22 protein-coding genes are annotated in these 23,692 nt (G+C 64.9%); 19 read left to right on the top strand and 3 right to left on the bottom strand.

Features of this window, described 5'->3' with window-relative positions:
• The first annotated feature begins 32 nt into the window (after positions 1–32).
• The 11 genes from WD006_RS13980 (at position 33) to WD006_RS13930 (ending at position 11,523) form a co-directional block, all read left to right on the top strand.
• A complete protein-coding gene (locus WD006_RS13980; RefSeq protein WP_017512014.1) occupies positions 33–995 on the top strand; it encodes a Bug family tripartite tricarboxylate transporter substrate binding protein in 963 nt (320 codons plus the stop codon).
• Between the two features lie 3 nt (positions 996–998).
• Positions 999–1,457, top strand: coding sequence for a MaoC family dehydratase (locus WD006_RS13975; RefSeq protein WP_011519552.1), 459 nt, complete (start codon positions 999–1,001; stop codon positions 1,455–1,457).
• An 18-nt stretch (positions 1,458–1,475) separates the two neighbouring features.
• Positions 1,476–2,258, top strand: coding sequence for an enoyl-CoA hydratase/isomerase family protein (locus WD006_RS13970; protein ID WP_011519551.1), 783 nt, complete (start codon positions 1,476–1,478; stop codon positions 2,256–2,258).
• A gap of 119 nt (positions 2,259–2,377) precedes the next feature.
• Positions 2,378–3,535, top strand: a complete 1,158-nt coding sequence (locus tag WD006_RS13965; RefSeq protein ID WP_011519550.1) for an acyl-CoA dehydrogenase family protein — start codon at positions 2,378–2,380, stop codon at positions 3,533–3,535.
• A gap of 18 nt (positions 3,536–3,553) precedes the next feature.
• Positions 3,554–4,537: an acyl-CoA dehydrogenase family protein gene (locus WD006_RS13960; protein ID WP_011519549.1), complete on the top strand. Its 984-nt coding sequence runs from the start codon at positions 3,554–3,556 to the stop codon at positions 4,535–4,537.
• Positions 4,538–4,645: 108 nt separating this feature from the next.
• Positions 4,646–5,770, top strand: a complete 1,125-nt coding sequence (locus WD006_RS13955) for an acyl-CoA dehydrogenase family protein (protein ID WP_029306579.1) — start codon at positions 4,646–4,648, stop codon at positions 5,768–5,770.
• Positions 5,771–5,778: 8 nt separating this feature from the next.
• A complete protein-coding gene (locus WD006_RS13950; protein ID WP_029306578.1) occupies positions 5,779–7,017 on the top strand; it encodes an acyl-CoA dehydrogenase family protein in 1,239 nt (412 codons plus the stop codon).
• Between the two features lie 75 nt (positions 7,018–7,092).
• The gene (locus tag WD006_RS13945) at positions 7,093–8,670 is read left to right on the top strand and encodes a fatty acid--CoA ligase (protein ID WP_029306577.1); all 1,578 of its coding nucleotides are present in this window, start codon (positions 7,093–7,095) and stop codon (positions 8,668–8,670) included.
• Between the two features lie 210 nt (positions 8,671–8,880).
• Complete coding sequence (locus tag WD006_RS13940) at positions 8,881–10,605, top strand: ribonucleoside triphosphate reductase (RefSeq protein ID WP_011519545.1); 1,725 nt, start codon at positions 8,881–8,883, stop codon at positions 10,603–10,605.
• Positions 10,606–10,652: 47 nt separating this feature from the next.
• A complete protein-coding gene (nrdD, locus tag WD006_RS13935; protein WP_011519544.1) occupies positions 10,653–10,844 on the top strand; it encodes an anaerobic ribonucleoside-triphosphate reductase in 192 nt (63 codons plus the stop codon).
• Positions 10,845–10,851: 7 nt separating this feature from the next.
• On the top strand, positions 10,852–11,523 hold the full coding sequence (locus WD006_RS13930) for an anaerobic ribonucleoside-triphosphate reductase activating protein (protein WP_011519543.1): 672 nt from the start codon (positions 10,852–10,854) through the stop codon (positions 11,521–11,523).
• A gap of 1 nt (position 11,524) precedes the next feature.
• Here the strand turns inward: WD006_RS13930 and WD006_RS13925 are convergent, their stop codons facing one another.
• Entirely contained in the window at positions 11,525–12,271 is a 747-nt protein-coding gene (locus WD006_RS13925) for a hypothetical protein (RefSeq protein WP_029306576.1), read from the bottom strand.
• Between the two features lie 35 nt (positions 12,272–12,306).
• A complete protein-coding gene (locus WD006_RS13920; protein WP_029306575.1) occupies positions 12,307–13,197 on the bottom strand; it encodes a LysR family transcriptional regulator in 891 nt (296 codons plus the stop codon).
• A gap of 108 nt (positions 13,198–13,305) precedes the next feature.
• On the opposite strand from WD006_RS13920, the gene WD006_RS13915 reads away from it, so the two are divergent.
• From WD006_RS13915 to exaC, 8 genes are all read left to right on the top strand, one after another.
• Complete coding sequence (locus tag WD006_RS13915; RefSeq protein ID WP_029306574.1) at positions 13,306–14,859, top strand: AMP-binding protein; 1,554 nt, start codon at positions 13,306–13,308, stop codon at positions 14,857–14,859.
• 10 nt (positions 14,860–14,869) lie between these two features.
• A complete protein-coding gene (locus WD006_RS13910; RefSeq protein ID WP_029306573.1) occupies positions 14,870–16,045 on the top strand; it encodes an acyl-CoA dehydrogenase family protein in 1,176 nt (391 codons plus the stop codon).
• Positions 16,046–16,145: 100 nt separating this feature from the next.
• The gene (locus WD006_RS13905) at positions 16,146–17,144 is read left to right on the top strand and encodes a tripartite tricarboxylate transporter substrate-binding protein (RefSeq protein ID WP_011519538.1); all 999 of its coding nucleotides are present in this window, start codon (positions 16,146–16,148) and stop codon (positions 17,142–17,144) included.
• 31 nt (positions 17,145–17,175) lie between these two features.
• Positions 17,176–17,304 carry a hypothetical protein gene (locus WD006_RS13900; protein WP_267880307.1) on the top strand — a complete coding sequence of 43 codons (129 nt, stop codon included), beginning with the start codon at positions 17,176–17,178 and terminating at the stop codon, positions 17,302–17,304.
• Between the two features lie 152 nt (positions 17,305–17,456).
• Entirely contained in the window at positions 17,457–17,810 is a 354-nt protein-coding gene (locus WD006_RS13895) for a PepSY domain-containing protein (RefSeq protein ID WP_017512555.1), read from the top strand.
• A 5-nt stretch (positions 17,811–17,815) separates the two neighbouring features.
• Positions 17,816–18,487, top strand: coding sequence for a response regulator transcription factor (locus WD006_RS13890; protein WP_011519536.1), 672 nt, complete (start codon positions 17,816–17,818; stop codon positions 18,485–18,487).
• Positions 18,484–19,830, top strand: coding sequence for a sensor histidine kinase (locus WD006_RS13885; protein ID WP_029306572.1), 1,347 nt, complete (start codon positions 18,484–18,486; stop codon positions 19,828–19,830). Before WD006_RS13890 ends, WD006_RS13885 begins: the two co-directional genes overlap by 4 nt.
• 231 nt (positions 19,831–20,061) lie before the next feature.
• Positions 20,062–21,582, top strand: coding sequence for an acetaldehyde dehydrogenase ExaC (gene exaC / locus WD006_RS13880; protein WP_029306571.1), 1,521 nt, complete (start codon positions 20,062–20,064; stop codon positions 21,580–21,582).
• Between the two features lie 58 nt (positions 21,583–21,640).
• Here exaC and WD006_RS13875 read toward each other — a convergent pair whose 3' ends face one another.
• Positions 21,641–23,605 (bottom strand): sigma-54-dependent Fis family transcriptional regulator, encoded by a 1,965-nt coding sequence (locus WD006_RS13875; protein WP_029306570.1) that lies wholly within the window; start codon positions 23,603–23,605, stop codon positions 21,641–21,643.
• Positions 23,606–23,692 lie beyond the last annotated feature (87 nt).

Genomic DNA, 23,692 nt, shown 5'->3' with positions numbered 1-23,692 from the left:
GTTGTACCCAAAACAAAACTCAAGGAGACAAGATGCTGCATTCCGCAAAGATGCTTTTCCTGGCTGTTGCCGTGTTCGCCGTGTCAAATGCCGCGTCCGCAGCGGATCAGCCCATCCGGTTGGTGGTGCCATATCCGCCGGGCGGCGCAGCGGATCAGATCACCCGGCTGGTGACCAGCGATGCGTCGAAGTTCCTGAAGACGACGATCGTCATCGACAACAAGCCAGGGGCAGCGGGCATCATCGCCGCGGAGACCGTGGCCAGATCCGCACCCGATGGCAAGACGCTCCTGGTCGGCTCGAATGCGCCTCTGGTCATCAACAGCGCGATCTACGAAAAGTTGCCCTATGACCCGGCGCGCGATTTCGTGCCGGTGGCGGGGCTGGGCAAGACGCCGCTGATGCTCTCTGTGCGGGCGGAGTTGCCGGTGAAGTCAGTCAAGGATCTGGTGGCACTGGGCAAGAGCCAGCCAGGGAAGCTGACCATGGGCTCGGCGTCGAGCGGCAACATCACGCACCTCGCCGGCGAGAACGCGTCGAGCAAGCTCGGCGTGAAGGTCACCCATGTGCCGTTCGCGGGTAGCGCGCCTGCCATCGTCAGCCTGATTGGTGGGAATATCGACCTGATCTACGATGCATTGCCGTCCTCCATGCAGCAGGCCAGGGCAAACCGGATTCACGCACTGGCCATTCTCGATACGAACCGCTTTCCACTGTTGCCGGACGTGCCCACCATGCACGAACTGGGCTACTCGGGAACCGAGGCGAGCGCCTGGTTTGGTGTAGTCGCGCCGGCTGGCACGCCCGCTGCGCCTATCGCGGCGATGAACAAGGCGATCAACGACGCCCTTCGCAATCCTGAGCTGGTCGAGAAGCTACGCGCAATCGGCGCGCAGCCGATGCCGGGATCTCCTGCGAGCTTTGGGGAATTCATTAACGAAGAGCGCGCGCGCTGGATTCCCGTGGCGAAGTCCCTCAACGTGAAGGCGGACTGACGCATGCAGGCGCTGAGTTCTGTCGAGGCCGTCAAGGCGCTTCGAGATGCGCCGGCCGCGGTGAGCGACTACATCGTGCTGGACCAGGAGACGATCGATACGTTCGCAAGGCTGACCGGCGATCGTCAATGGATCCACGTCGATCCGGTACGCGCCGCGGCCGAGTCGCCGTTCGGCTGCACGATTGCACATGGACTCCTGACACTGTCGATGGTCACCACGGCGTTCACCCAGTGCTTCTCGTTTCCGGGCCGCAAGATGTCTGTGAACTACGGGTTCGACAAGGTGCGTTTCACTGGTGCCGTACCCGCGGGCGCCCGGTTGCGCGGTGTGTTCGTCCTGCAGCGCGTCGAGGATGTCCGGCCGGGCGAGATCAGATGCTTTTGGCAAGTGGAAATGCAGGTGGAAAACAGCGAACGCCCCGCCATGGCGGCGACGTGGCTGCTGCAGATGCGCTACTGAAAACAAAGGAGACAAGCAATGACGGTACTGGAAGTCAGGCACGTTGGAACCACCGCCGTGGTGACGATGAATCGTCCGGAGCAGCGCAACGCGCTCGACATGACGATGCGGGACGCATTCGCCGAGGTCGTTCCGGCGTTGCGCGATGACAAGGCGGTAAAGGCCATCGTGCTGACCGGCGCTGGCGGGCACTTCTGCGCGGGGGGCGATGTGAAGGCGATTGCGGCCGGGCAGGGCGGCGAACGCGACATCTTCGAGGGACGCGAGCGCATTCGCAAGATTCATCGCTGGTCCGACGAGTTGATCGACATGGAGAAGCCGGTCATCGCGGCCGTGGACGGCGTGGCGTTTGGCGCGGGACTCTCGCTGGCGCTTTGCGCGGACTTTATCCTGGCATCGAAACGGGCCACGTTCTGTTCGGTGTTCTCCCGCATCGGATTCGTGCCCGATGTCGGGGCGTTATATCTGCTGCCTCGCTGGATCGGCCTCGCGCGCGCCAAGGAACTGGTCTTCTCCGCGCGCGTCGTGAAGGCCGATGAGGCGCTCGACCTTGGGTTGCTCCATTCGATCTCCGATGACGATGTCGTGGCCGATGCCATTGCGCTGGCGAATCGCTTCGCGCACGCCCCGACCGACGCCATCGGCGCGGCGAAGTCCGTGATGAACCGGGCGTTCGAGTCCGACCGTCATACCGTCCATGCGCAGGAAGCGATGCTGCAGGCCATGTGCCGCGAGAGCGCCTATCACCAGGAGGCAGTCCGGAGGTTCATCGACAAGGAACCCGCGAAGTACCAGTGGTGAAGATCGCCACTGTGAACGTGATGTGAGGCACCGGTTGCCGGCGTGTTGCGGACACACGGCAGCACCGTGCCGGTTTTTTGCACTGACGCCTGGCGGCAGTGCCAGATCAGGAGTTTTCATTGAATCATCTACTCGATACCTTTCATCTCGCGCAGTTGCCCCCGGAGGCGGAGGCGTTTCGCGCCGAGGTGAAGGCCTTTCTCGCGGACATGCAACCCAAGGCCCCACCAAGCAAGCGGGCCAGGTCGTGGATGGGCTTTGACGCTGATTTCAGCCGGAAGCTTGCCGGCCGCGGATGGGTAGGCATTACCTTGCCGGCGCAGTACGGCGGCGCCGGCCTGGATCCGTTCCGACGATTCGTGCTGGTCGAGGAGTTGCTGAGCGCTGGAGCCCCCGTCGCAGCGCATTGGATCGCGGATCGGCAAAGCGGGCCGCTGATCCTCAGGTACGGCACGGAGGCGCAGAAGGCGGCTTACCTGCCGAAGATATGTCGTGGCGAGGCGTTCTTCTGCATTGGCATGAGCGAGCCGAACTCGGGCTCCGACCTGGCGAGTGTCCGGACGCGCGCGACGCCGGCTGCGGATGGCTGGGTCCTGAATGGCCAGAAGATCTGGACGACCAACGCGCAGCATTGTCAGTACATGATCGCGCTGGTCCGTACCTCAGGGGTTCCCGAGGACAAGCAGAAGGGGTTGTCCCAGTTCATCATCGATCTTTCCCTGCCCGGCGTGACCGTGCGTCCCATCCGGGACCTCACGGGCGACGCGCACTTCGCCGAGGTGGTATTCGAGAATGTGGCGCTGCGGTCGGATGCCCTGATTGGCGAAGAAGGCAGTGGTTGGGAGCAGGTGAACGCGGAACTGGCATTCGAGCGCAGCGGCCCGGAGCGCATCTATTCCAGCATCGTCCTGCTGGATGCCTGGATCGAACAGCTTCGCCGCACGGAAGCGACCCGGGACCAGGTGGCCGCGCTTGGCCGCTTCGTCACGCATGTGGCGACGTTGCGCAACATGTCGATCGCCGTGACATCGAAGCTGGCACGCCATGAGAGCCCGGTGGTCGAAGCGGCGTTGGTCAAGGATCTGGGTACCGAGCTGGAGCAGGCGATTCCGGCCTATCTGGAAGCGGCGATCGCCTCGGACCCGGAGGCGGCCGGCGATGGCGAGCTGCTGCGCACGGTGGCCTATCTGAGCCAGATTTCCCCGACGTTCTCGTTGCGTGGCGGCACGCGAGAGATTCTCCGCGGCATGATCGCCCGTAGCCTCGGGCTGCGCTAACACGAAGGAGGACAGTGAATGTTCGTAGAAGCCATCGCAAATATTCTGAAAGACCGTTTCTCGCCGCAGGCGCTCCGGAAGATTGGACAAGGCGTTGAAGTCAGGGAGGTATGGGGTGCCATCGAGGAGGCGGGATTCCTCGAGCTCCTGGCGCCCGAAGAGGCTGGAGGCGCCGGGCTGGCGTTGGGCGAGCTGTATCCGATTCTTCTTGAGGTCGGAAAGCACGCCGTACCACTGCCAATCGGCCAGACCATTGCAGCACGGGCGATTCTCTCGAAATCCGGGGGCGGGGCGCCCGCGGGCATGATCACGATCGCGCCAAGATGCCGGTGCGAACCGGACGGGAGCCTGCATATCGCCAATGTGATCGGTGGCCTGGTCGCGGACCATGTACTCGTGGGCTGCGGCGACGCGGTGCTCTTGCTGGATTGCAGCGCGGCGCAGCGGGACTGGATCGGGGTGCACGGCAGCCTCAGCGCGGATTTGAAGTGGGTGCGGGGTGATGCCGTGCCTATCGAGGGCGTCACGGTGGACGAACTGGACGCCTGGGACGGCGCCGTGCTTGCCGTGCTGATGGCGGGGGCGGCCCGACGCGCGGGAGAGCTGACCCTCCAGTATTGCCAGGACCGTTCTCAGTTCGGGCGGTCGATCGGCAAGTTCCAGGTCATCCAGCATCAGCTTTCGGTAATCGTCGAGCACATTGCCGCAATGTCCGTCGCCGCGCAAATGGCTTTCGCGGGTGGGCAGCGGCACCCGGGGAAGCTTGCTGCCGCCGTGGCGAAGGCCCGCTGCGCGGAGGCCGTGCAGGTTGTCGCGGCCGCCGCCCATGGGCTCCACGGCGCCATCGGCATCACGGAGGAGTATGACCTGCAACTGGTGACGCGATGCCTGCACGAATGGCGCATGGCGCACGGGTCGGAGTTGTACTGGAATCGTGTTGTCGGCATGGCGATTCTGGGGCGCGATGGCGTGAAGGTGAGCGATTTCGCACGTCAGGTCTAGGCGTTCGGGTGCACTTGTTGTCTGGCGCGAATAGTTCGTTCGAACGTCGCCGGCATGGCCGGCGCGGAACAGAATGGCTGTGTCTCATCTCCACCGAGGAGCCAACACGTGGATTTTCGCTTCAACGAGGAACAGGCCATGCTGCGCGACACGCTCGCGCGCTACCTGTCCGATCACTACACGTTCGATGCGCGCCAGGCTGCCGTGCATTCGGCCGCCGGCTGGCGTCCCGATTGCTGGCGCGCGTTCGCGCGCGACCTTGGCCTGCTTGGCATCGGGATTCCCGAGCGCTTCGGTGGGCTGGGCGGCGGCATCATCGACCACATCGTGGTGATGGAACAGTTCGGCCGCCATCTTGTGCTGGAGCCCTACCTTGGCACGGCCATCCTTGCGGTTGATGCACTGCAATATGCCAATGAGACGCTGGCCGCCGAAGCGCTGCCCGCCATCGCGGCAGGCGAACTGGTGGTCGGCTGGGCGCACGCCGAACCGGAATCGCGCTACGGAATGATGGTGCGAACACGCGCGGACGCGGCTGCCGGTGGATACCGGTTGCATGGGCGCAAGGCGCTCGTCACCGGCGCGCCCTGGGCCACGCACTTCATTGTCAGCGCGAACACGGAAGCCGGTCCGACGCTGTTCTGGGTCGAACGCACGGCGCCGGGCCTGACGTTGATCGAAGCCCCCACCTTCGACGGCGGCCGTACTGCTGACCTGATACTGACCGACGTGCCGGTAAGCGCCGCACAAGTGCTGGGAATGCCTGGCGGCGCATTGCCGCTGCTGGAGCAACTGAGCGACACCGCCGCCGTCGCGCTGTGTGCCGAAGCCACCGGCGCCACGGCGCGAATGCTGGAGGACACCGTCGAGTACGCGCGTCAGCGCCAGCAGTTCGGGCAGGCGATCGGCAGCTTCCAGGCGCTGCAGCATCGCATGGCCGACATGTACATATTGCACGAGCAGGCCGTCGCCCTCACACAGGTGGCTGCCATGCGTCTTGCTGGCGAGCCACATGAGCGCGCGCTGGGTGCCAGCACCGCCAAGGCCCATGTCGACGAAGCAGGCCGCCGCATCGGGCAGGGCGCGGTGCAGATCCACGGCGGCATGGGCGTGACCGAGGAAACGGCGGTCGGCCACTACTTCAAGCGTGTCACCGCCATCGGCCTGCAGTTCGGCAACGTTGCCTACCATCTGCGCCGTTGTGTCGACCTGCGCTACCCGGCCAACGCATAAGGACCGCCATGGATATCGACGAGTCTCCGCAAGACCTGCAGTTTCGCGCCGAGGTGCGCGCCTGGATCTCCGAAGCGTTTGATGACGAGCTTCGCGCCATGATGGCGCAATCGAAGAACGGTTATCTCGACAAGGCGGCACAGGTACGCTGGCAAAAGGCCCTGCACGCGCGTGGCTGGGCCGCGCCGAACTGGCCGCAAGCACATGGTGGCCCCGGCTGGACACCCACGCAACGGCACCTCTTCCAAAGCGAACTGGCCGCCGCCGGTTGCCCGCCGGTGTCGCCGATGGGTCTCAAGATGGTCGCGCCCGTCATCATGAAGTACGGCAGCCCCGAGCAACAGGCCCGCTTCCTGCCGCGCATCCTGGCGTCCGACGACTGGTGGTGCCAGGGCTACTCCGAACCGAACTCAGGCTCCGATCTGGCCTCGCTGCAGATGCGCGCGACACGCGGCGTCGATGCGAATGGCGAGCACTACATCCTCAACGGTTCGAAGATCTGGACGACGCACGCCCAGTGGGCCGACTGGATGTTCTGTCTGGTGCGGACCTCGCGCGAGGGCAGGCCGCAGGAGGGCATTACGTTCCTGCTGCTCGACATGCGCACGCCGGGTATCACCGTATCGGCGCTGCCTACGCTCGACGGCCCGATGGAGGGCCAGCAGGAGGTCAATCAGGTTTTCTTTGACGATGTGCGCGTGCCGGCCGCCCAACGCATTGGCGAGGAGGGCATGGGCTGGACCATTGCCAAGTACCTGCTCGAGTTCGAGCGTGGCGGCAGCTTCGCGCCGATGCTGCACCGGCAACTGGACAAGGTGGCTGCCATGGCCGCCGCTCAGCCCGGTGAGGATGGCACCGGGCGGCTGGTCGACGATCCCGTCTTCCGGCAACGGCTGGGCGCCATGTATGTGCGCGTGGCGGCGACCGAGGCGGCGGAGTTGCGGCTGTTCTCCGGCGTGGCCTCGGGTACGTCGATCGGCGCGGCGTCGAGCATGATCAAGTTGGTCGGTACCGAGACGGCACAGGCCATCTCCGAGCTAGCCGTCGACGTGCTCGGACCCTATGCGCTGCCATTCGTGCGGGATACCTGGGCCGAGATCCAGGGCCGCGCTGCCGACCCGCGTCTGGGTCCGGACAATGCCGCCCCGATTGCGCCGCGCTACTTCAACTATCGCAAGGCATCGATCTACGGCGGTTCGAGCGAGATCCAGCGCAACATCATCGCGCGACAGGTATTGCGGCTCTGAGTGCCCGCATTGGCGTCCCTCGACGCCATTTGTCACCAGTACCCATCCTATCAATCAAAAAGGGAGACAAGGCTCATGGAGACGGAATACCTCGCGACGCTGCCCAGCGCGATTCGCCACTTCGCCCGGGAGCGGGCCGGGGCCATTGCGTACGCCTTCGAAGGCCGCGAGACCACGTTTGCCGATTTCGATCGCCATACGGATCGCGTGGCGCAGGCCCTGCTGGCCGACGGCGTGAAGGCTGGCGACCGCATCGCCTATATCGGCAAGAACAGCGACCACTATTTCGAACTATTCTTTGGCGCGGCCAAGATGGGGGCCGTCATTGCACCGGTGAGCTGGCGGCTGGCGGGGCCCGAAATCCAGTACATCGTCTCGCACTGCGACGCGACGCTGGTCTTCGTCGGCCCCGAGTCATCGGCATCGGTTCGCAACCTGCTGCCAGCGCTGCCACTGGTGCGCCGCGCCGTGGCGATGGAGGGCGGGGAGCCAGACTGGCCGGCCTACACGGAATGGCGCGACGCGTGCCCGGATACACCACCGGCGCACGAAGCGAAGCCCGCCGACGTGGTGCTGCAGCTCTACACGTCTGGCACTACCGGACGTCCCAAGGGCGTGATGCTGATGCATCGCAACCTGACCAGTGGTACCGAGATCTCGCTGCGCGAAGGTGCCGACTGGTCGCAATGGAACGACGAAGATGTGTCGCTGGTGGCCATGCCGGTGGCGCATATCGGCGGTTCGGGCTGGGGCGTGCGCGGTGTTCTTGTCGGCTGCAAGGGTGTCGTGGCGCGCGAATTCGATCCGGGCAAGGTGCTCGACTATATCGAGCACGACCGCATCAGCAAGCTGTTCATGGTGCCGGCTGCGATGCAGATCGTGCTGCGTGATCCGCGCGCGCGCCAGGTGGACTATTCACGCCTCAAGCACATGCTGTACGGTTCGTCGCCGATTCCCGCGGCGCTGCTGCGTGAGGGCATGGCGGTGTTTGGCTGCGGCTTCGTGCAGCAGTACGGCATGACGGAGACCACGGGCACGATCGTGGCGCTGCCGCCGGAAGATCATACGCCCGCCGATGTCCCGCGCATGCGCGCCGCCGGCAAGGCCATGCCCGGTAGCGAGGTGGCGGTGGTCGGGCCGGATGGCCAGAGGCTGGCTGCCGGCGAGGTGGGCGAAGTGGTGATCCGCTCGCCGCAGAACATGGCGGGCTACTGGAAGCAGGAGGAAGAGACCGCCCGCACCATCGACGCCGACGGCTGGCTGCGCAGTGGCGATGCTGGCTACATGGACGCGGACGGCTACCTCTATATCCACGACCGGGTCAAGGACATGATCATCAGCGGCGGGGAGAACATCTACCCGGCCGAGGTGGAGAGCGCCATCTACGGCCACCCGGCCGTTGCCGACGTGGCCGTGATCGGTGTGCCGGACGAGCGGTGGGGTGAGGCGGTCAAGGCGATGGTGGTGCTGCGCCCGGGTGTGGCCGCTGACGCCGACAGTATTCTGGGCTGGGCGCGCGAGCGTATCGCGGGTTTCAAGGTGCCCAAGAGCATCGACTTCATCGATGCCATGCCGCGCAATCCGTCGGGCAAGTTGCTGCGTCGGGCGCTACGGGAGCCGTACTGGACGGGCCGCACCCGGCAGGTGAACTAGGCACACGGGGGCTGGGGAAGGGCACATCCGGCGGCAGATGACGCCGGGCGGTCGAGGTCTGGATCGCCTTGCTGGCGAGATCTGCCCGACCCGCCGCCCGATGTGTCGCCCCCCCCAGCGGTGCCGCCATTTGATCTGCCGCAACACTACCTATGGTATCGATATAGATAATCCACCCCATATTTTGTGCGTAAGCACGGGAGGGGTGCGATGCAGCAGAACATCCGGGGCGCGACGACTGTCGACGTCGAGTCGTCTATCAATGAATACCTGGACCGCAAGGACTGGCGGATTCACGCCAACGCCAACCAGGGGTATTCGCTGGGCGGCCTGATCCTCAATGTGGCCGGCAAGGTCACCGCCAACTACTGGCTTTCGCATGTCTACGCGCCCGAGGCCGGCGCCGCGCACCGGGAAGGCGACCTCCATATCCACGATCTCGACATGCTGTCCGGCTATTGCGCCGGCTGGTCGTTGCGCACTCTGCTGCATGAAGGCCTCAACGGCGTGCCGGGCAAGGTGGAAGCCGCGCCGCCGCGGCATATGTCGAGCGCGGTCGGGCAGATCGTGAATTTCCTGGGGACGATGCAGAACGAATGGGCCGGCGCGCAGGCCTTCTCGTCGTTCGACACCTATATGGCGCCCTTCATCCGCAAGGACGCGATGACGTACCCCGAGGTCAGGCAGCACATCCAGGAGCTGATCTATAACCTCAACGTGCCGTCGCGCTGGGGCACGCAGACGCCATTCACAAACCTGACATTCGACTGGACATGTCCCGACGATCTCAAGGAACAGGTGCCCGTCATCGGCGGCGAGGAAATGCCGTTCCGCTATGGCGACCTGCAAGCGGAGATGGACATGATCAACCGTGCGTACATCGAGGTGATGACGCAGGGCGATGCCAAAGGGCGCGTCTTCACGTTCCCGATCCCCACCTACAACATCACGCCGGATTTCCCGTGGGAAAGCGAGAACGCCGCGCGGCTGTTCGAGATGACGGCGAAGTACGGCCTGCCGTACTTCCAGAACTTCGTGAATTCGGACCTGACGCCCAATATGGTCCGGTCCATGTGCTGCCGGTTGCAACTGGATCTGCGTGAATTGCTCAAGCGCGGCAACGGTCTGTTCGGCAGTGCGGAGCAGACCGGGTCCCTGGGTGTGGTCACCATCAACTGCGCGCGACTCGGTTACCTGTATCAAGGCGACGAAGCCGCACTGCTGAACCGGCTCGACTCACTGCTGGACATGGGCCGCGACACGCTGGAGGCCAAGCGCGAGCGTATCCAGCAACTGATGGACGAAGGGCTGTTCCCCTACACGAAGCGCTACCTGGGCACACTGCGCAATCATTTCTCGACGCTTGGCGTGAACGGCATCAACGAGATGATCCGCAATTTCTCGGGCGATGCGTACGACATCACTACGGAAGCCGGGCACGCGATGGCGATGCGTCTGCTGGACCATGTACGCGGGCGGATCGTCGAATTCCAGGAAGCCACGGGCCACATGTACAACCTGGAGGCAACGCCAGCGGAAGGCACCACGTATCGCTTCGCGCGTGAAGACCGCAAGCGCTGGCCCGACATCCTGCAGGCCGGCACGGCCGATCAGCCCTACTACACGAACTCGTCGCAGTTGCCCGTCGGCTTTACCGACGATCCATTCGAGGCGCTGGCGCGTCAGGAATCCCTGCAATCGAAGTACACCGGGGGCACGGTCCTGCATCTCTACATGGGCGAGCGCCTGTCGAGCGGGGAGGCCTGCAAGCGGATGGTGCGTCGCGCGCTGGAGTCGTTCCGGCTGCCTTACATCACGATCACGCCGACGTTCTCCGTCTGCCCCAAGCACGGCTATCTGGCCGGCGAACACCGCTTCTGCCCGAAGTGCGACGAGGACATTCTCGCGCGCAAACGCGCCGCGCTGGCGGCGTGAGGTTTCCCGATTTTCAACCCGACGTTTCGCACATGAGGAGCAACGCCATGACTGATCTCGCTGTCGCCCGCCATTTCTCGATCGAACCCGCACTGGCACTCAAGGACGACGAGCGCCAACCCTGCGAAGTCTGGACCCGCGTGATGGGCTACCACCGTCCGGTGGCGAGCTTCAATACCGGCAAGAAGGGCGAGCATGCCGAGCGCACGTTTTTCGATGAGATCCGCTGCGCGGCCTGAGCCCATTGTGGCAGACCTGAAAGTCGGCGGCTTCACGCCGCTGACCAGCATCGACTTTCCCGGGCGGCTGGCCGCCGTGGTGTTCTGCCAGGGGTGCCCCTGGCGTTGCGACTACTGCCACAACCCGCACCTGATCCCGGTCGCCAGCCCGTCCGCGCGGGTCTGGGAAGACGTGCTGGCATTCCTGGCGCGGCGGCGCGGCCTGCTGGATGGCGTGGTGTTCTCCGGCGGAGAGCCCACGCTGCAGGCCGCGCTACCGGCCGCCATGCGCGACGTGCGGCAACTGGGTTTCGAGGTCGCCCTGCACACGGCCGGCATGTATCCGGACCGCCTGGAGGCCGCGCTGCCATGGGTCGACTGGGTTGGCTTCGATATCAAGGCGCCCGCGCACCGCTACGACCACGTGACCGGCACGCCCGGAAGCGCCACACGCGTGATGGACTCGCTGGCGCGTCTGGTGGCAAGCGGTGTCGCCTATGAATGTCGTACGACCTGGGACCCCGAGCTATTCGATGAGGCCGATTTGATGGCGCTGCTGCATACGCTGGCGGAGAAGGGCGTCCTGCGCTGGTCGTTGCAGGTCTGCAATCGCGCCGGAATGCCGGTGCCGCACCCGGCGGGGATTGCAGACCGCATCGCCGCGGCGTGCCCGCGGATTGCCGTGCGAATGCCGGCCTGATTTACTCAGCCACGTAGCGTTGCCACGCGCCGGTTTCCTGACACACGCCAACCCGTTCGCAATGCAGCCGGACCTGCTCTTCGTCCAGATCGCGTGCGGTCGATCCGTCGCTGTCGAACGCGATCTTGAGAGCCCGTGCCACGTGGGCATTCTCGATCGGCAGCTCCCAGGTCAGGAACAGCTGGGTGCAATCCTGATTCGCTGGAAAGTCGGCGGCGCTGAAACGGCTGCTGCCGCGTGGGATCACTGCGTGAGGCTGGCAGGTATCGAAGATCAGCACCGAGCCCCGCTGCAGCGGAATGCGAAGATCCAGCAAGGGGAAGTGGACGTCCTGTCCCTTGTCCTCGCTCAGGAAGAGATTGCAGAATGCGGCGCCGCCATACTGGTCGCCGTCATGGTGATACCGCGCCCCGCGACAGACCATAAGCGCCACATCGCTCGCGGCCAGCACTTCAGGCAAGCCGAGCGTGCTCGCCCAATCCGAGACCGCGCGCACGCAGCGCGAATAATCCGGCCAACGCACGCGTGCTCGCGCCAGGGGCATGACTTCGACATCCCCCACTTCCAGGTTCATGTGATGTGAGATTTCGCGCGCCCAGTCTGCGGTCAGCCGGGCAGGGGGCTCTGGAATGTCGACGGTGCCGGAGAGCACAACGTCACTCACGCGCCGGCTGCGGATGGCGTCGCCACTCCAGTAGTAGGCGGTGAGGGAATCCTGAAGATGCGGTTGCGGGTGGCTGCGGCTCATAGGCTGCAGTGTAATGCGCGGGTCCCGATCGTCCCTCATTGCATCCGCGCCTCGAAAATACCGATCATGCGCAGGGCCAGCGGCGAGAGATAGGCACCCGCCCGCGACATCACGCCTACGCGTCGGCCCAGGTCCAGGGCATCAGGTCGCAGTGCGATGGGGCGCAGGCCCGTCTGTGCGCCATTGCTGGTTGATCCCGCGATGCAGAGCATTTCGGTGCCGCGCACCAGATCGAAGAGGGCCGTGCTGCCGAAGTCGGTCTCCACGCGCAGGATCGGCGCGGGCAAGCCCAGTTCCGTGAAGGCGGCGTCGATCCGCTGGCGGATCAGCACGTGCGAGCTAGGCAGCAGCCACTGCTGGTCGGTCAGGTCCGCCAGCGTCAGGTTGCGTCGTCGTAGCAACGGATGATTCTCGTCGGCCACCACGGCCAGGCGGTCGGTGAACAGTTCACGCGATACCAGGGCCGGGTTCACCTGACGCGGCAACGGGGCGATGGCTAGGTCGAGTTCGCCGGCCTGCAGCAGGTCCATCAGCTCGCGCGCCACACGCATCGTCAGGCGCAGTCGTGCCACTGGCCGCTCGCGAATCAGTTGCCGACACGCGCCCAGCACCAGCGCATTGGGCATCGAAGGGGAATAGCCGAGGCGCAGCATCCCTTGTTCGCCGGTCTGGATGCCGCGCATTTCCTTGATTGCATCTTCATATTCCAGCCGGATCCGGCGTGCCCGTTCCAGAAAGACCGCTCCCGCCTGCGTGACGCGCATACCCAGCGTCGTGCGTTCGAACAGCGGTACGCCCAGTTGCGCCTCCACGCGCTGCACGGCCTTGGTAAGTGCCGGCTGGGTCATGTCCAGTGCCTCGGCGGCGCGCCCGATGCCACCGTGGGTTTCCACAGCCAGGACGTATTCCAGATCGCGAGTCTCCATCGCACATTCCTAGTATTTATGACTTTATTCCAGTCAATGCATTGTAGTGATGCCCATCATCTTACAGACTGGGCGCACAAACACCAGACAAGTTGCAAGGAGACATGCATGACGTTCGCCTACTTCCTCAGGCGCGCCGCTCGTTACTGGGGCGACAACCCGGCCGTGTTGTACCGGGATCGCGTGCTGACCTATCGCCAGCTCGACGAGCGTTCCACGCGGCTGGCGAACGCGCTGCTGGCGCTGGGCCTGACCCGCGGCGACCGCGTGGCGATCCAGGCGCGAAACTGTCCGGAGATCGTGGAGATCGAATGCGCGCTGTACAAGGCCGGGCTGGTCAAGGCCGCGCTGAATCCCCGTTTCACCGCCGAAGAGGCGTCGGATGTCGTGGAAAACTGCACGCCGCGCGTGATGATCGTCGGCCCCGGCTACACGCGATACCGGCGGGAATCACGCGGGTTCGGCTGTGTGGAGCATTTCTTTGCGATTTCAGGGGCGGAGGGCGGATACGGTGCCTATGAAGCACTGATCGATGGTGGCGCCACCGCCGCCATCGACTATGTGCCACAGCCTGACGACCTCGCCGTGCTGCATTTCTCGTCGGGCTCCACCGGCAAGATCAAGGCGGCAATGCAGAGCTACGGCAACCGGTTGGCGTCGATGCGCAAGATGACCCTGGGCATGGATCGCCCCGCACGCCCGGGCGATCGCCTGGCGTTGATCGGGCCGATTACCCATGCGTCTGGCATGTTGATGCAGCCGTACCTGTTCCTTGGTGCCACCCTGGTCCTGTTCGAGAAGTTCGAGCCCGCGCACTTCCTGGCCGAGGTGCCGCGTCTGAACCTGACGCACGTGTTCATGGTGCCGGCGATGATCAACCTGCTGCTGGCGGAGCCCACGCTGGCCACGGCAGACCTGAGCTGCCTGAAGACGCTGGCCTACGGCGCCGCGCCCATGGCGCCCGCACGTATTCGCGAGGCGTGGGAACGCATCGGCCCGATCCTGTCGCAAGGCTACGGCGCCAGCGAATCGACGTCCGGCGTTACCCGGCTATCCACGGCAGATCATGCCGAGGCACTCGCGCGGCATCCAGAGCGACTGGCATCGTGCGGTCGCGCCATGGGGGAAACCGAGGTGCGGGTCGTCAACGAGCGCGGCGAGGAGGTCTGCGACGACGAGATTGGCGAACTCGTGATTCGTGGCGAGGATGTGTTCCAGGGCTACTGGGGTGAGCCCGGTCTCACCAGCGAGGTGCTGGTCGACGGCTGGCTGCACACCGGCGACCTGGCGCGTGTGGATGCCGATGGCTACCTGTACCTGGTCGATCGCAAGAAGGACATGATCATCTCGGGCGGCTTCAACGTGTACCCGACCGAAGTGGAAGCCACGCTGTACCAGCATCCGGACGTCATGGAAGCCTGCGTGATCAGCGTGCCCGATGAAACCTGGGGCGAAAGCGTCAAGGCCGTGGTGGCGCTGTGGCCGGGCCGGCAAGCCAGCGCATCGGAATTGATCGGCCATTGCCGCGCGCGCATCGCCGACTACAAGTCGCCGCGCACGGTCGATTTCGTGGCCGAGTTGCCCAAGAACGCAAGCGGAAAGCTGGCGCGCAAAGTCGTGCGGGAACAGTACTGGGTGGGCGCCAGCCGCCGCGTCAATTAAGGGGCACATCATGTTCGAACATCTGACCAACCCCGTGCTGCTGGATACGCGCGTAGCGATCCAGCGCTTCATCGACGAGGAACTGCGGCCGCTGGAGCGCGAGCTGGATCTGGGCGCGGAAGACCCGTGGCCGCGCGACGTGCTGCGCAACGTCTGGCGCCGTTCCAGCGAACTCGGGCTCTACGCGGCCTGCCTGCCCGTGGAACTTGGCGGCAAGGGTCTCAATATCGCGGAGCAGTGCGCGCTCAAGGCCGATCTGGCCGCCAGCGGGGCGGTGCTGGCGCCGCACGTGCTGGGCGATCTCGGCGGGCCGCCCCGCGTGGGCAACATGCTCAAATACGCGACGCCCGACCAGATCGAACGCTACTTCCAACCGGTAATTCGCGGAGAGAAGTCCACGTGCTTCGCGCTGACGGAGACGCATTCTGGCTCGGATGCGCAGAGCATTCGGACCAGTGCCGTCGTAGATGGCGATGATCTCGTCATCAACGGAGAGAAGCACTACATCAGCGGTGCGCCGTTCGCGGACTTTGCCATCGTGATGTGCGTGACCGATGCCGCCACCGCGCCACCGTCGATCACGGCGGTGCTCGTCGACCTTGATTTGCCGGGCGTGACCGTCAGTACCGAGTACGTACCGATGTCTGGCCAGCATATTGATGGCGATATCCGCTTCGAGAACGTGCGTGTGCCGCGTGCGAACATCTTCGGTGGCGAAGGACGTGGCTTCAAACTCGGCATGTCGCGCATCAACGTCAACCGGCTGCTGCATTGTCCGTCGATGCTGGGGCTGGCCATGGGCGCGTACAAGGCGTCGGTACAGTACGCAGGCGCGCGCCGCCAGTTTGGCGGCCCGATCGCGCGTTTCCAGGCCATCCAGCACATGCTGGCCGATATGGCGGCCGCGCTGTGGGCGTGCGAGAGCATGATCGCGCAGACAGCGATGCTTGCCGATGCCGGCGCTGACCTGCGCATGAAGGCGGCGGCGTGCAAGCTGTTCGTGTCGGAGCGCTGCTTCGAGGTGGCCGACAAGGCAGTGCAGATTCACGGCAATGTGGGCGTGACGCGCGGCCATCCGGTGGAGCAGACCTGGCGCAAGCTGCGCATGTTCCGCATCTTTACGGGCACCAGCGAGATCCAGCGGAATACGATCGCCAAGGCGATTCTCGATCCCACTGGGGCATGACCATCTGGCCTGATCGGGTCTGACCTGACCGACGGGCCTCAACGCATTTGCGTGGCGACATTGCGATGCAAGACAATGCGCCGCATGACAGGAGACAACCATGAATCGTCGTCAGTGGTTTGCCACGGCAGGCGCCGTGGCCGGCGCCACGGCCTTGAGCGGCATGATGAGCCGCGTGGCCAGGGCAGCCGCACCCTATCCATCGCGCCCGATCCGGTTGATCGTGCCGTTTATCGCCGGGACCGCGCCGGACTCGATGGCCCGCACGATCTCCGCCGAACTGGCGCCCGTGCTGGGCCAGCCGCTGGTGGTGGAAAACATCGGTGGCGCGGGCGGCATCATCGGCGCTCGCGCGCTGAAGCGTGCCGAGCCGGATGGCTACACGCTCGGTGTGCTGGCCAATCAGCACGTGATCAACGTTCACCTGTATCGCGACCAGCCGTATGACGCGACCAAGGACTTCACCGCGATTTCGGCGCTGTCCGGCGGCCCGGTAGTGTTGGCCGTGCCGGCCTCGTCGCCATACAAGACAGCGCGTGACCTGATCGAAGCAATGCGTCGGCAGCCGGATGGCTTGAACTATGGATCGGGCGGAAAGGGCAGTGTGTCGCACCTGGCAGTGGAGTCGCTGCTCCACCAGACGCGAACCAAGGCGGTTCACATCCCCTACAAGGGTGCTAGCGAAATCGTGACTGCGATGATGAGTGGGCAGACGCAGTTCGGCATGCCCGTTCTATCGACAGCGGCACCGTTCCTGCGCAACGGACAGCTTCGTTCGCTGGCGGTGTCGTCAGCCGCGCGGTCGATCTATTTTCCCGACGTGCCGACGCTGGCGGAATCGTTGCCGCCAGGCTTCGTGCTCGACAACTGGAGCGGCCTGTTTGCCCCAGCTGGCCTGCCAGCGCCGCTGACGAAGAAGTTGTTCGATGCCATGGTCGCGCTGCAGGCCAGTGGGAAACTCGATGCGTCGATGAAGGCAAACGCGGGAGAGATTCGCAGGAGCGCATCGCCCGCCGAATTCGCGCAGATGGTAGCCGCGGATAACGCCCGCTACGACAAGCTCATCGGCGAGATCGGGATGCGGGGGGAGGTGGGCTGAGACATCCGGCAGCCCGCACGGGCGGGCGCCGATGGTACGGACACCATCGCCACGCGCGGCGCTTGACCCGGCTGACCAGATCTCCGGTCAGCGGGAAAGCGTGCTGTACCAGAAGGGCAGTGCCGCGGCGGCCATCGCCGCGGCCAGCGGGGCGAGTTGAACCAGGCCGGCGAGCACTGCGTGTAGGGCGGATCGTTGTGACATGGCGGCGACGGAGTGAGAATGTCGTGGCATCATGCGCTGTCGAACCTGAACCGCGCCTGAGCGCGGCGTTCAGCTTCTGTTCAGGCTTGCCCCCGCAACATGCGCCCCATGAATGCCTTGACACGCTGGCTGCGCCCCGCAGCGCACATCCTGATCCTCGTTGCCGCGCTCGGCCCCTTTGGCGCCGCCGGCATCGCCCATGCCGATACCGATGCCGACCGCGCCCGCGAGGCGCTGCGCTCGGGCGAGATCCTGCCCCTGTCCCACATCCTCGAGACCGTCTCGAATCAGTACACGGGCGACGTCATCGACGTCAAGCTGGACCGCGATGACGGGATATGGACCTATGAAGTCAAGCTGCTGCTGCCGAACAGCGCGGTGGCCAAGCTCAAGTACGATGCCCGCAACGCGCGCCTGTTGAAGGCAAAGGGGCATGACCTCGACAAAGCCCGCAAGCCCTGACGACGATGCGCATCCTGCTGATCGAGGACGAAGCCACACTGGCGCGCCAGCTTGCCGATACGCTGTCTCAGGCAGGATATGTGGTGGATCACGCGTCAGATGGCATCGACGCCGAGCATCTCGGTACCGAGAATCCCTATGATGCGGTCATTCTCGACCTGGGCCTGCCCAAGCTCGATGGCCTGACCGTGCTCAAGCGTTGGCGCCAGGCCGGCAACGGCGTGCCGGTGCTGATTCTGACCGCGCGCGACAGCTGGGTGGAGAAGGTGGAAGGCATCGACGCGGGCGCGGATGACTATCTCACCAAGCCGTTCCGTGCCGAGGAACTGCTGGCCCGTATTCGGGCGCTGATCCGCCGCTCCACCGGGCATACCTCGCCCGTTCTCGTCTGCGGCCCCGTCACGCTGGCGCCCGCCACTGGTCAGGTCAGTGTGGACGGATCGCCCATCGTCCTTACCGCCCACGAGTACAAGGTGCTCGATTACCTGATGCACCACCAGGGTGTGATCGTCAGCAAGACCACGCTGACCGAGCATATCTACGCGCAGGACCATGACCGCGACAGCAATACCATCGAGGTATTCGTCGGTCGCCTGCGACGCAAGCTGGGTGTCGACGTCATCGAAACGGTGCGTGGCCTCGGATACCGGCTGCGCCCGCCGGAACACGGCGCATGAAGCGGCCCACCATCGCGGGCAGGTTGCTGCTGATCGCCACGCTGTGGGTGGTCGGCACGCTATGCGCCACGGGCTGGGTGCTCGATACGCTGTTCGGGCGTCACGTCGACAAGACTTACGTGACCGAGCTGGACCGGGACCTGACCAGCCTTGCCGCCGCGCTCGAATGGAATGGCCACGGCCAGCTGGAACTGACGCGCCAGCCCGCCGATCCGCGCTTTGAACGGCCATACTCTGGCGCCTACTGGCAGGCCGCGTCGGGCACGCAATCGCTACGGTCGCGGTCGCTGTGGGACATCGACATCCCCACGACGATCGAGCGCAAGATTCCGGCGGGAGACGCCGATATCCGGAACGGCCCGGAAGGCCAGTCGCTGCTGGTGAAGTCCCGCAGGCTGCAATTGACCGGGGATGACGCGTACGTCCAGATCACGGTGGCACTGGATCGCACCGAATTGCGGGACGCCAAACGGTCGTTCCGGCATCTGTTGTGGCTGTCACTCGGCATCCTTGGTGTGGGCATTCTCGGCGCCGTCTGGGCGCAGATCCGCTTTGGGCTGGCGCCGCTGAGCCACCTGCGCGCGGCGGTGGCAAAGCTGCACGGCGGTGGCGACCCCACGTTGCAGGGGGTATGGCCGGCCGAAGTGAAGCCTCTGGTCGATGAGATCAACGTGCTTCTCAAACGCAATCACGATGCCGTGGAGCGGTCGCGCCGGCAGGCGGCGGATCTGGCCCACGCGGTCAAGACGCCGCTGGCGATCCTGGCCAACAGCGCCACGGCCTTGCCCGGTCCGCTCTCCCAGAGCGTGCTGCAGCAGGTGGACGCGATGCGCCAGCAGGTGGATCGGCATCTGTCGCGGGCCCGCGCGGTGGGTGCCGCCGGCGCGGGCGGGCGAAGCGTTGCGATCCGCCCGGCGGTCGAGGAACTCGCCCGCGCGCTCGTGCGGCTTCATGCGGGCAAGCCGATTGAAGTCAGTGTGGAAGGCAATGCCGACTTCTTTGGCGACAGGCAGGATCTTGTCGAGATGCTCGGCAACCTGCTGGACAACGCCTGGAAATGGGCGAACACGCGTATCCGCGTGACGCTGGTATCGCAGGAGTCGGAGATCGAGATCTGCGTCGACGACGATGGCCCGGGCATGCCCGCAAGCTCCATGCATCAGGCCATGCAACCCTTCTCCCGGCTGGACGAATCCGTCGAGGGCAGTGGACTGGGCCTGTCTATCGTGCGCGATATCTGCGCGATGTACGACGGGGCGTTCGAACTGAAGCGCTCCTCTCTGGGCGGTCTGGCCGCGCGGATGCGGTTTCCGGCCGCAGGTGCGACGCCGTCGCAGCGCTGAGCCGCCGAGCCGCTGACCGGCGAGTGCCGTAGCCACCGACTGTTGATCCCTGGAACAGCCGGTGTTCCATTCTTGAACAGTCTTTCTCGTTGCCACCGGGGTGTATCGACGGGATTCCGGCTTGAACGGGCCGCAGCGGAGGGTGGCCCGGGTTTTGCAAATAACGCATGGACGCCACGCAGAATCAGACCAGAACGCTGGCGTCGTCACTCATCCATCAGGAGACAGTCCATGCGTTACGCCCATCCCGGCACCCCCGGCGCCATCGTTTCGTTCAAGCCGCGCTACGGCAACTTCATCGGCGGCGAGTTCGTGCCACCTGTCAAGGGCCAGTACTTCACCAACACCACGCCGGTGACCGGTGAGGCGATCGCCGAATTTCCGCGCTCGACCGCCGAGGACATTAACCTTGCACTCGACGCCGCCCACGCCGCTGCTGGCGCCTGGGGCCGCACCGCGGTACAGGACCGCTCGCTGATCCTGCTGAAGATTGCCGACCGAATCGAGCAAAACCTCGAACTGCTGGCTGTTACCGAGACGTGGGACAACGGCAAGCCAGTGCGCGAGACGCTCAATGCCGATATTCCGCTGGCCGTGGACCACTTCCGCTACTTCGCCGGCTGCATCCGCGCGCAGGAAGGCTCGGCGGCCGAGCTGAACGAGCACACCGTGGCGTACCACATCCACGAACCGCTGGGCGTGGTGGGCCAGATCATCCCGTGGAACTTTCCCTTGCTGATGGCGGCATGGAAGCTGGCGCCTGCGCTGGCTGCTGGAAATTGCATCGTGCTCAAGCCGGCCGAGCAGACGCCGCTGGGGATCAACGTGCTGATGGAGCTGATTGGCGACCTGTTGCCGCCGGGCGTGCTGAACGTGGTGCACGGCTTCGGCAAGGAGGCCGGAGAGGCACTGGCAACCAGCAAGCGCATTGCCAAGATCGCCTTCACTGGGTCGACCCCGGTTGGTTCGCACATTCTCAAATGCGCGGCCGAGAACATCATCCCTTCAACCGTGGAGCTGGGAGGCAAATCACCCAATATCTACTTCGAGGACATCATGCAGGCGGAGCCGAGCTTCATCGAGAAGGCGGCCGAAGGGCTGGTGCTGGGGTTCTTCAACCAGGGCGAGGTGTGCACGTGCCCGTCGCGCGCGCTGGTGCAGGAATCCATCTACAACCGCTTCATGGATGCCGTGATGACCAAGGTGGCCGCCATCAAGCGCGGCGATCCGCTCGACACCGAGACCATGGTCGGTGCGCAGGCGTCCGAGCAGCAGTACAACAAGATTCGCGGCTATCTGGAGATCGCCCGGGAAGAGGGCGCCGAATGCCTGGTCGGCGGCGATGTGGAGGTCATGCCCGGCAGCCTTGCCAAGGGTTACTACATCAAGCCGACGCTGCTCAAGGGCCGCAACGATATGCGCGTGTTCCAGGAGGAAATCTTCGGGCCGGTCATCGCCGTGACCACATTCAAGGATGAAGCGGAGGCCGTTCGGATCGCCAACGACACCGAGTACGGATTGGGTGCGGGGCTGTGGACGCGCGACATCAACCGCGCCTACCGTGTGGGCCGCGCCATCCAGGCGGGGCGCGTGTGGACCAACTGCTACCACCTGTATCCCGCTCACGCCGCTTTTGGCGGGTACAAGAAGTCGGGCGTGGGCCGCGAGACCCACAAGATGATGCTCGACCACTACCAGCAGACCAAGAACCTGCTGGTCAGCTACGACACGCAACCGCTGGGCTTCTTCTGAACTGCTGCTGATCGTTGACGGGGGCGGTTGCTTCCGCTCCCGCCATCGTGAAGGGTGGTCAGTCGCCCTGCGGCGACGGGCCGCCCGCTTCCTCGATCCTGCGGTAGACGGTATTGCGTGAAACGCCGAGCGCCTTGGCCGTCGCCGAGATATTGCCGTCGTGTGCCTTCAGCGCAGTCAGGATGGCCATGCTTTCGATGTCGGCGAGCCGACTGGGGCGGGTATCGTCTCCGTTCGGCTCCGCCGCGTGTCGCGCGCGCCAGTCTTCGAGGAAGTCGTCAGGCAGGTGGTCTTCGGTGATCTCCGGTGATCCCTCGGCCATCAGTTGCGCGGTGCGTAGCAGGTTGGCGAGCTGGCGGATATTGCCGGGCCAGTGATAGCTGCGCAGCATCCGTGCCACTGGTTCGCTGAGCGGCAGCGCATTCGCATGGTCCTGTTGCAGCAGCCTATGCGCCACGGCATCCAGGTCGTCACGCTCGCGCAACGCCGGCAGACGCACCACGAGTCCATTCAGGCGGTAATAGAGGTCCTCGCGGAACTGGCCGCTGGCCATCATCTCGCGCATGTTACGGTGCGTGGCGCAAACCACGGCGACGTCGACCTGGACCAGCTTGTTGCTGCCCAGCGGCGACACCGTACGCTCCTGTAGCGCGCGCAGCAGCCGCGCCTGCAGATGCAGTGGCATATCGCCGATCTCGTCGAGGAACAGCGTGCCGCCGTTGGCCAGCACCATTTTGCCGATGCCGCCCTTTTTTCGCGCGCCCGTGAATGCCCCCTCTTCGTAGCCAAACAGCTCGGACTCGATCAATGCCTCGGGAATCGAAGCGCAATTGACGGCGACGAATGGCCCGGCGCGGCGTGGGCTGTCGGCATGGATGGCACGGGCCAGCAACTCCTTGCCGGTACCGGTCTCGCCCAGCACCATAATCGGAATGTCCTTGCCGATGACCTTGCGCAGCTTGCCGATGACGCTCTTGATCTGGGTGTCGCCAGTATCGAGGGCATCCAGACCGTCTGGCTGCAGCGTCCCGTCGCCCTGTCGGCGTGCTGGCTTCGTATCGCGCTGGTGGGCCGCGTCGCCGCTTATGGTGGCGCGCGCGATCTGGCTGGCGGGCCGTTTCCACTCCACGCGCGCATACACCTTCACGCCACTCGGCAGTTGCAATTGGACGGTGCCGGCGGGCGCGCCGCGTTCCGAGTCGATCAGCTGGGGCATCGACATGCCGAACAGCGATGAGAAGGTATGCGCCTGCAAGGCCCCGATCGACAATTCCAGCTGGAAGACGCCGCTCCGGTTGGCGGAGAGAAAGCGCCCGGCAGGCGTGAAAGCGGCGATGCCTTCGACCAGCGTGCCGATGAACTCCGGCCGCGAGTGGAAGTGCACGCACACCACGTCCTGGAAGGCATTGGCGAACAACTGGTTCTCGATCATCTGCGCCGACATGCGCACCAGGGCCATGGTGTGCTTGTGGAAGCCGCGCTGATCGCCGGTGACGTCGAGCGCGCCGACGGTCCTGCCGTACGGGTCGAGGATCGGCGCGCACGAGCAGGTGAGGAACCGGTTGGCTTCCAGGTAGTGCTCGGCACCGTGGACCAGTGTCGGCCGACCCTCGACCAGTGCCGTGCCGATGGCGTTGGTGCCCCGGCTTTCCTCGGACCACAGCGCGCCCGGCTGCAAGGCCACCTTGCTGGCCTTGGCCAGAAAGTCATCATCGCCAAGCGAATGCAGGATCAATCCAGCCGAGTCGGTCAGGATCACCATGCTTTGCGTGTTGACGATCTGGTTGTGGAGCGTCTCCATGACAGGCAGCGCGTGGGTGAACAGCGACTGGCTGCGCTCGATCTGCGTCTTCAGCTCGCTTGGCCGCGCGGGGAGGAACTCGGGCGATTCATGGGGCCGCAGGCCATGCGATTTCGAACGCTCGTGCGCTTGGGCGATCAGTCCGGGCTGATCGGTCTCCGGGGCCTCACTGGACGTGCCGCCTCGCGAAGCGCGCCCGGCGGCGGCCACGTGGGAAATCATGAATGTCTCCTTTAAGTCGCCCCGTGTCCGTGCGCGTCTGGCCGGGGGATCGCCCGCAACCGTGCGGGCGAAGTGACGCCGCAGGCC

The sequence above is a fragment of the Cupriavidus sp. Met-2 genome, from assembly GCF_049843575.1.
Lineage (GTDB): Bacteria > Pseudomonadota > Gammaproteobacteria > Burkholderiales > Burkholderiaceae > Cupriavidus > Cupriavidus metallidurans.
This window is presented reverse-complemented; position numbering and strand designations above follow the sequence as displayed.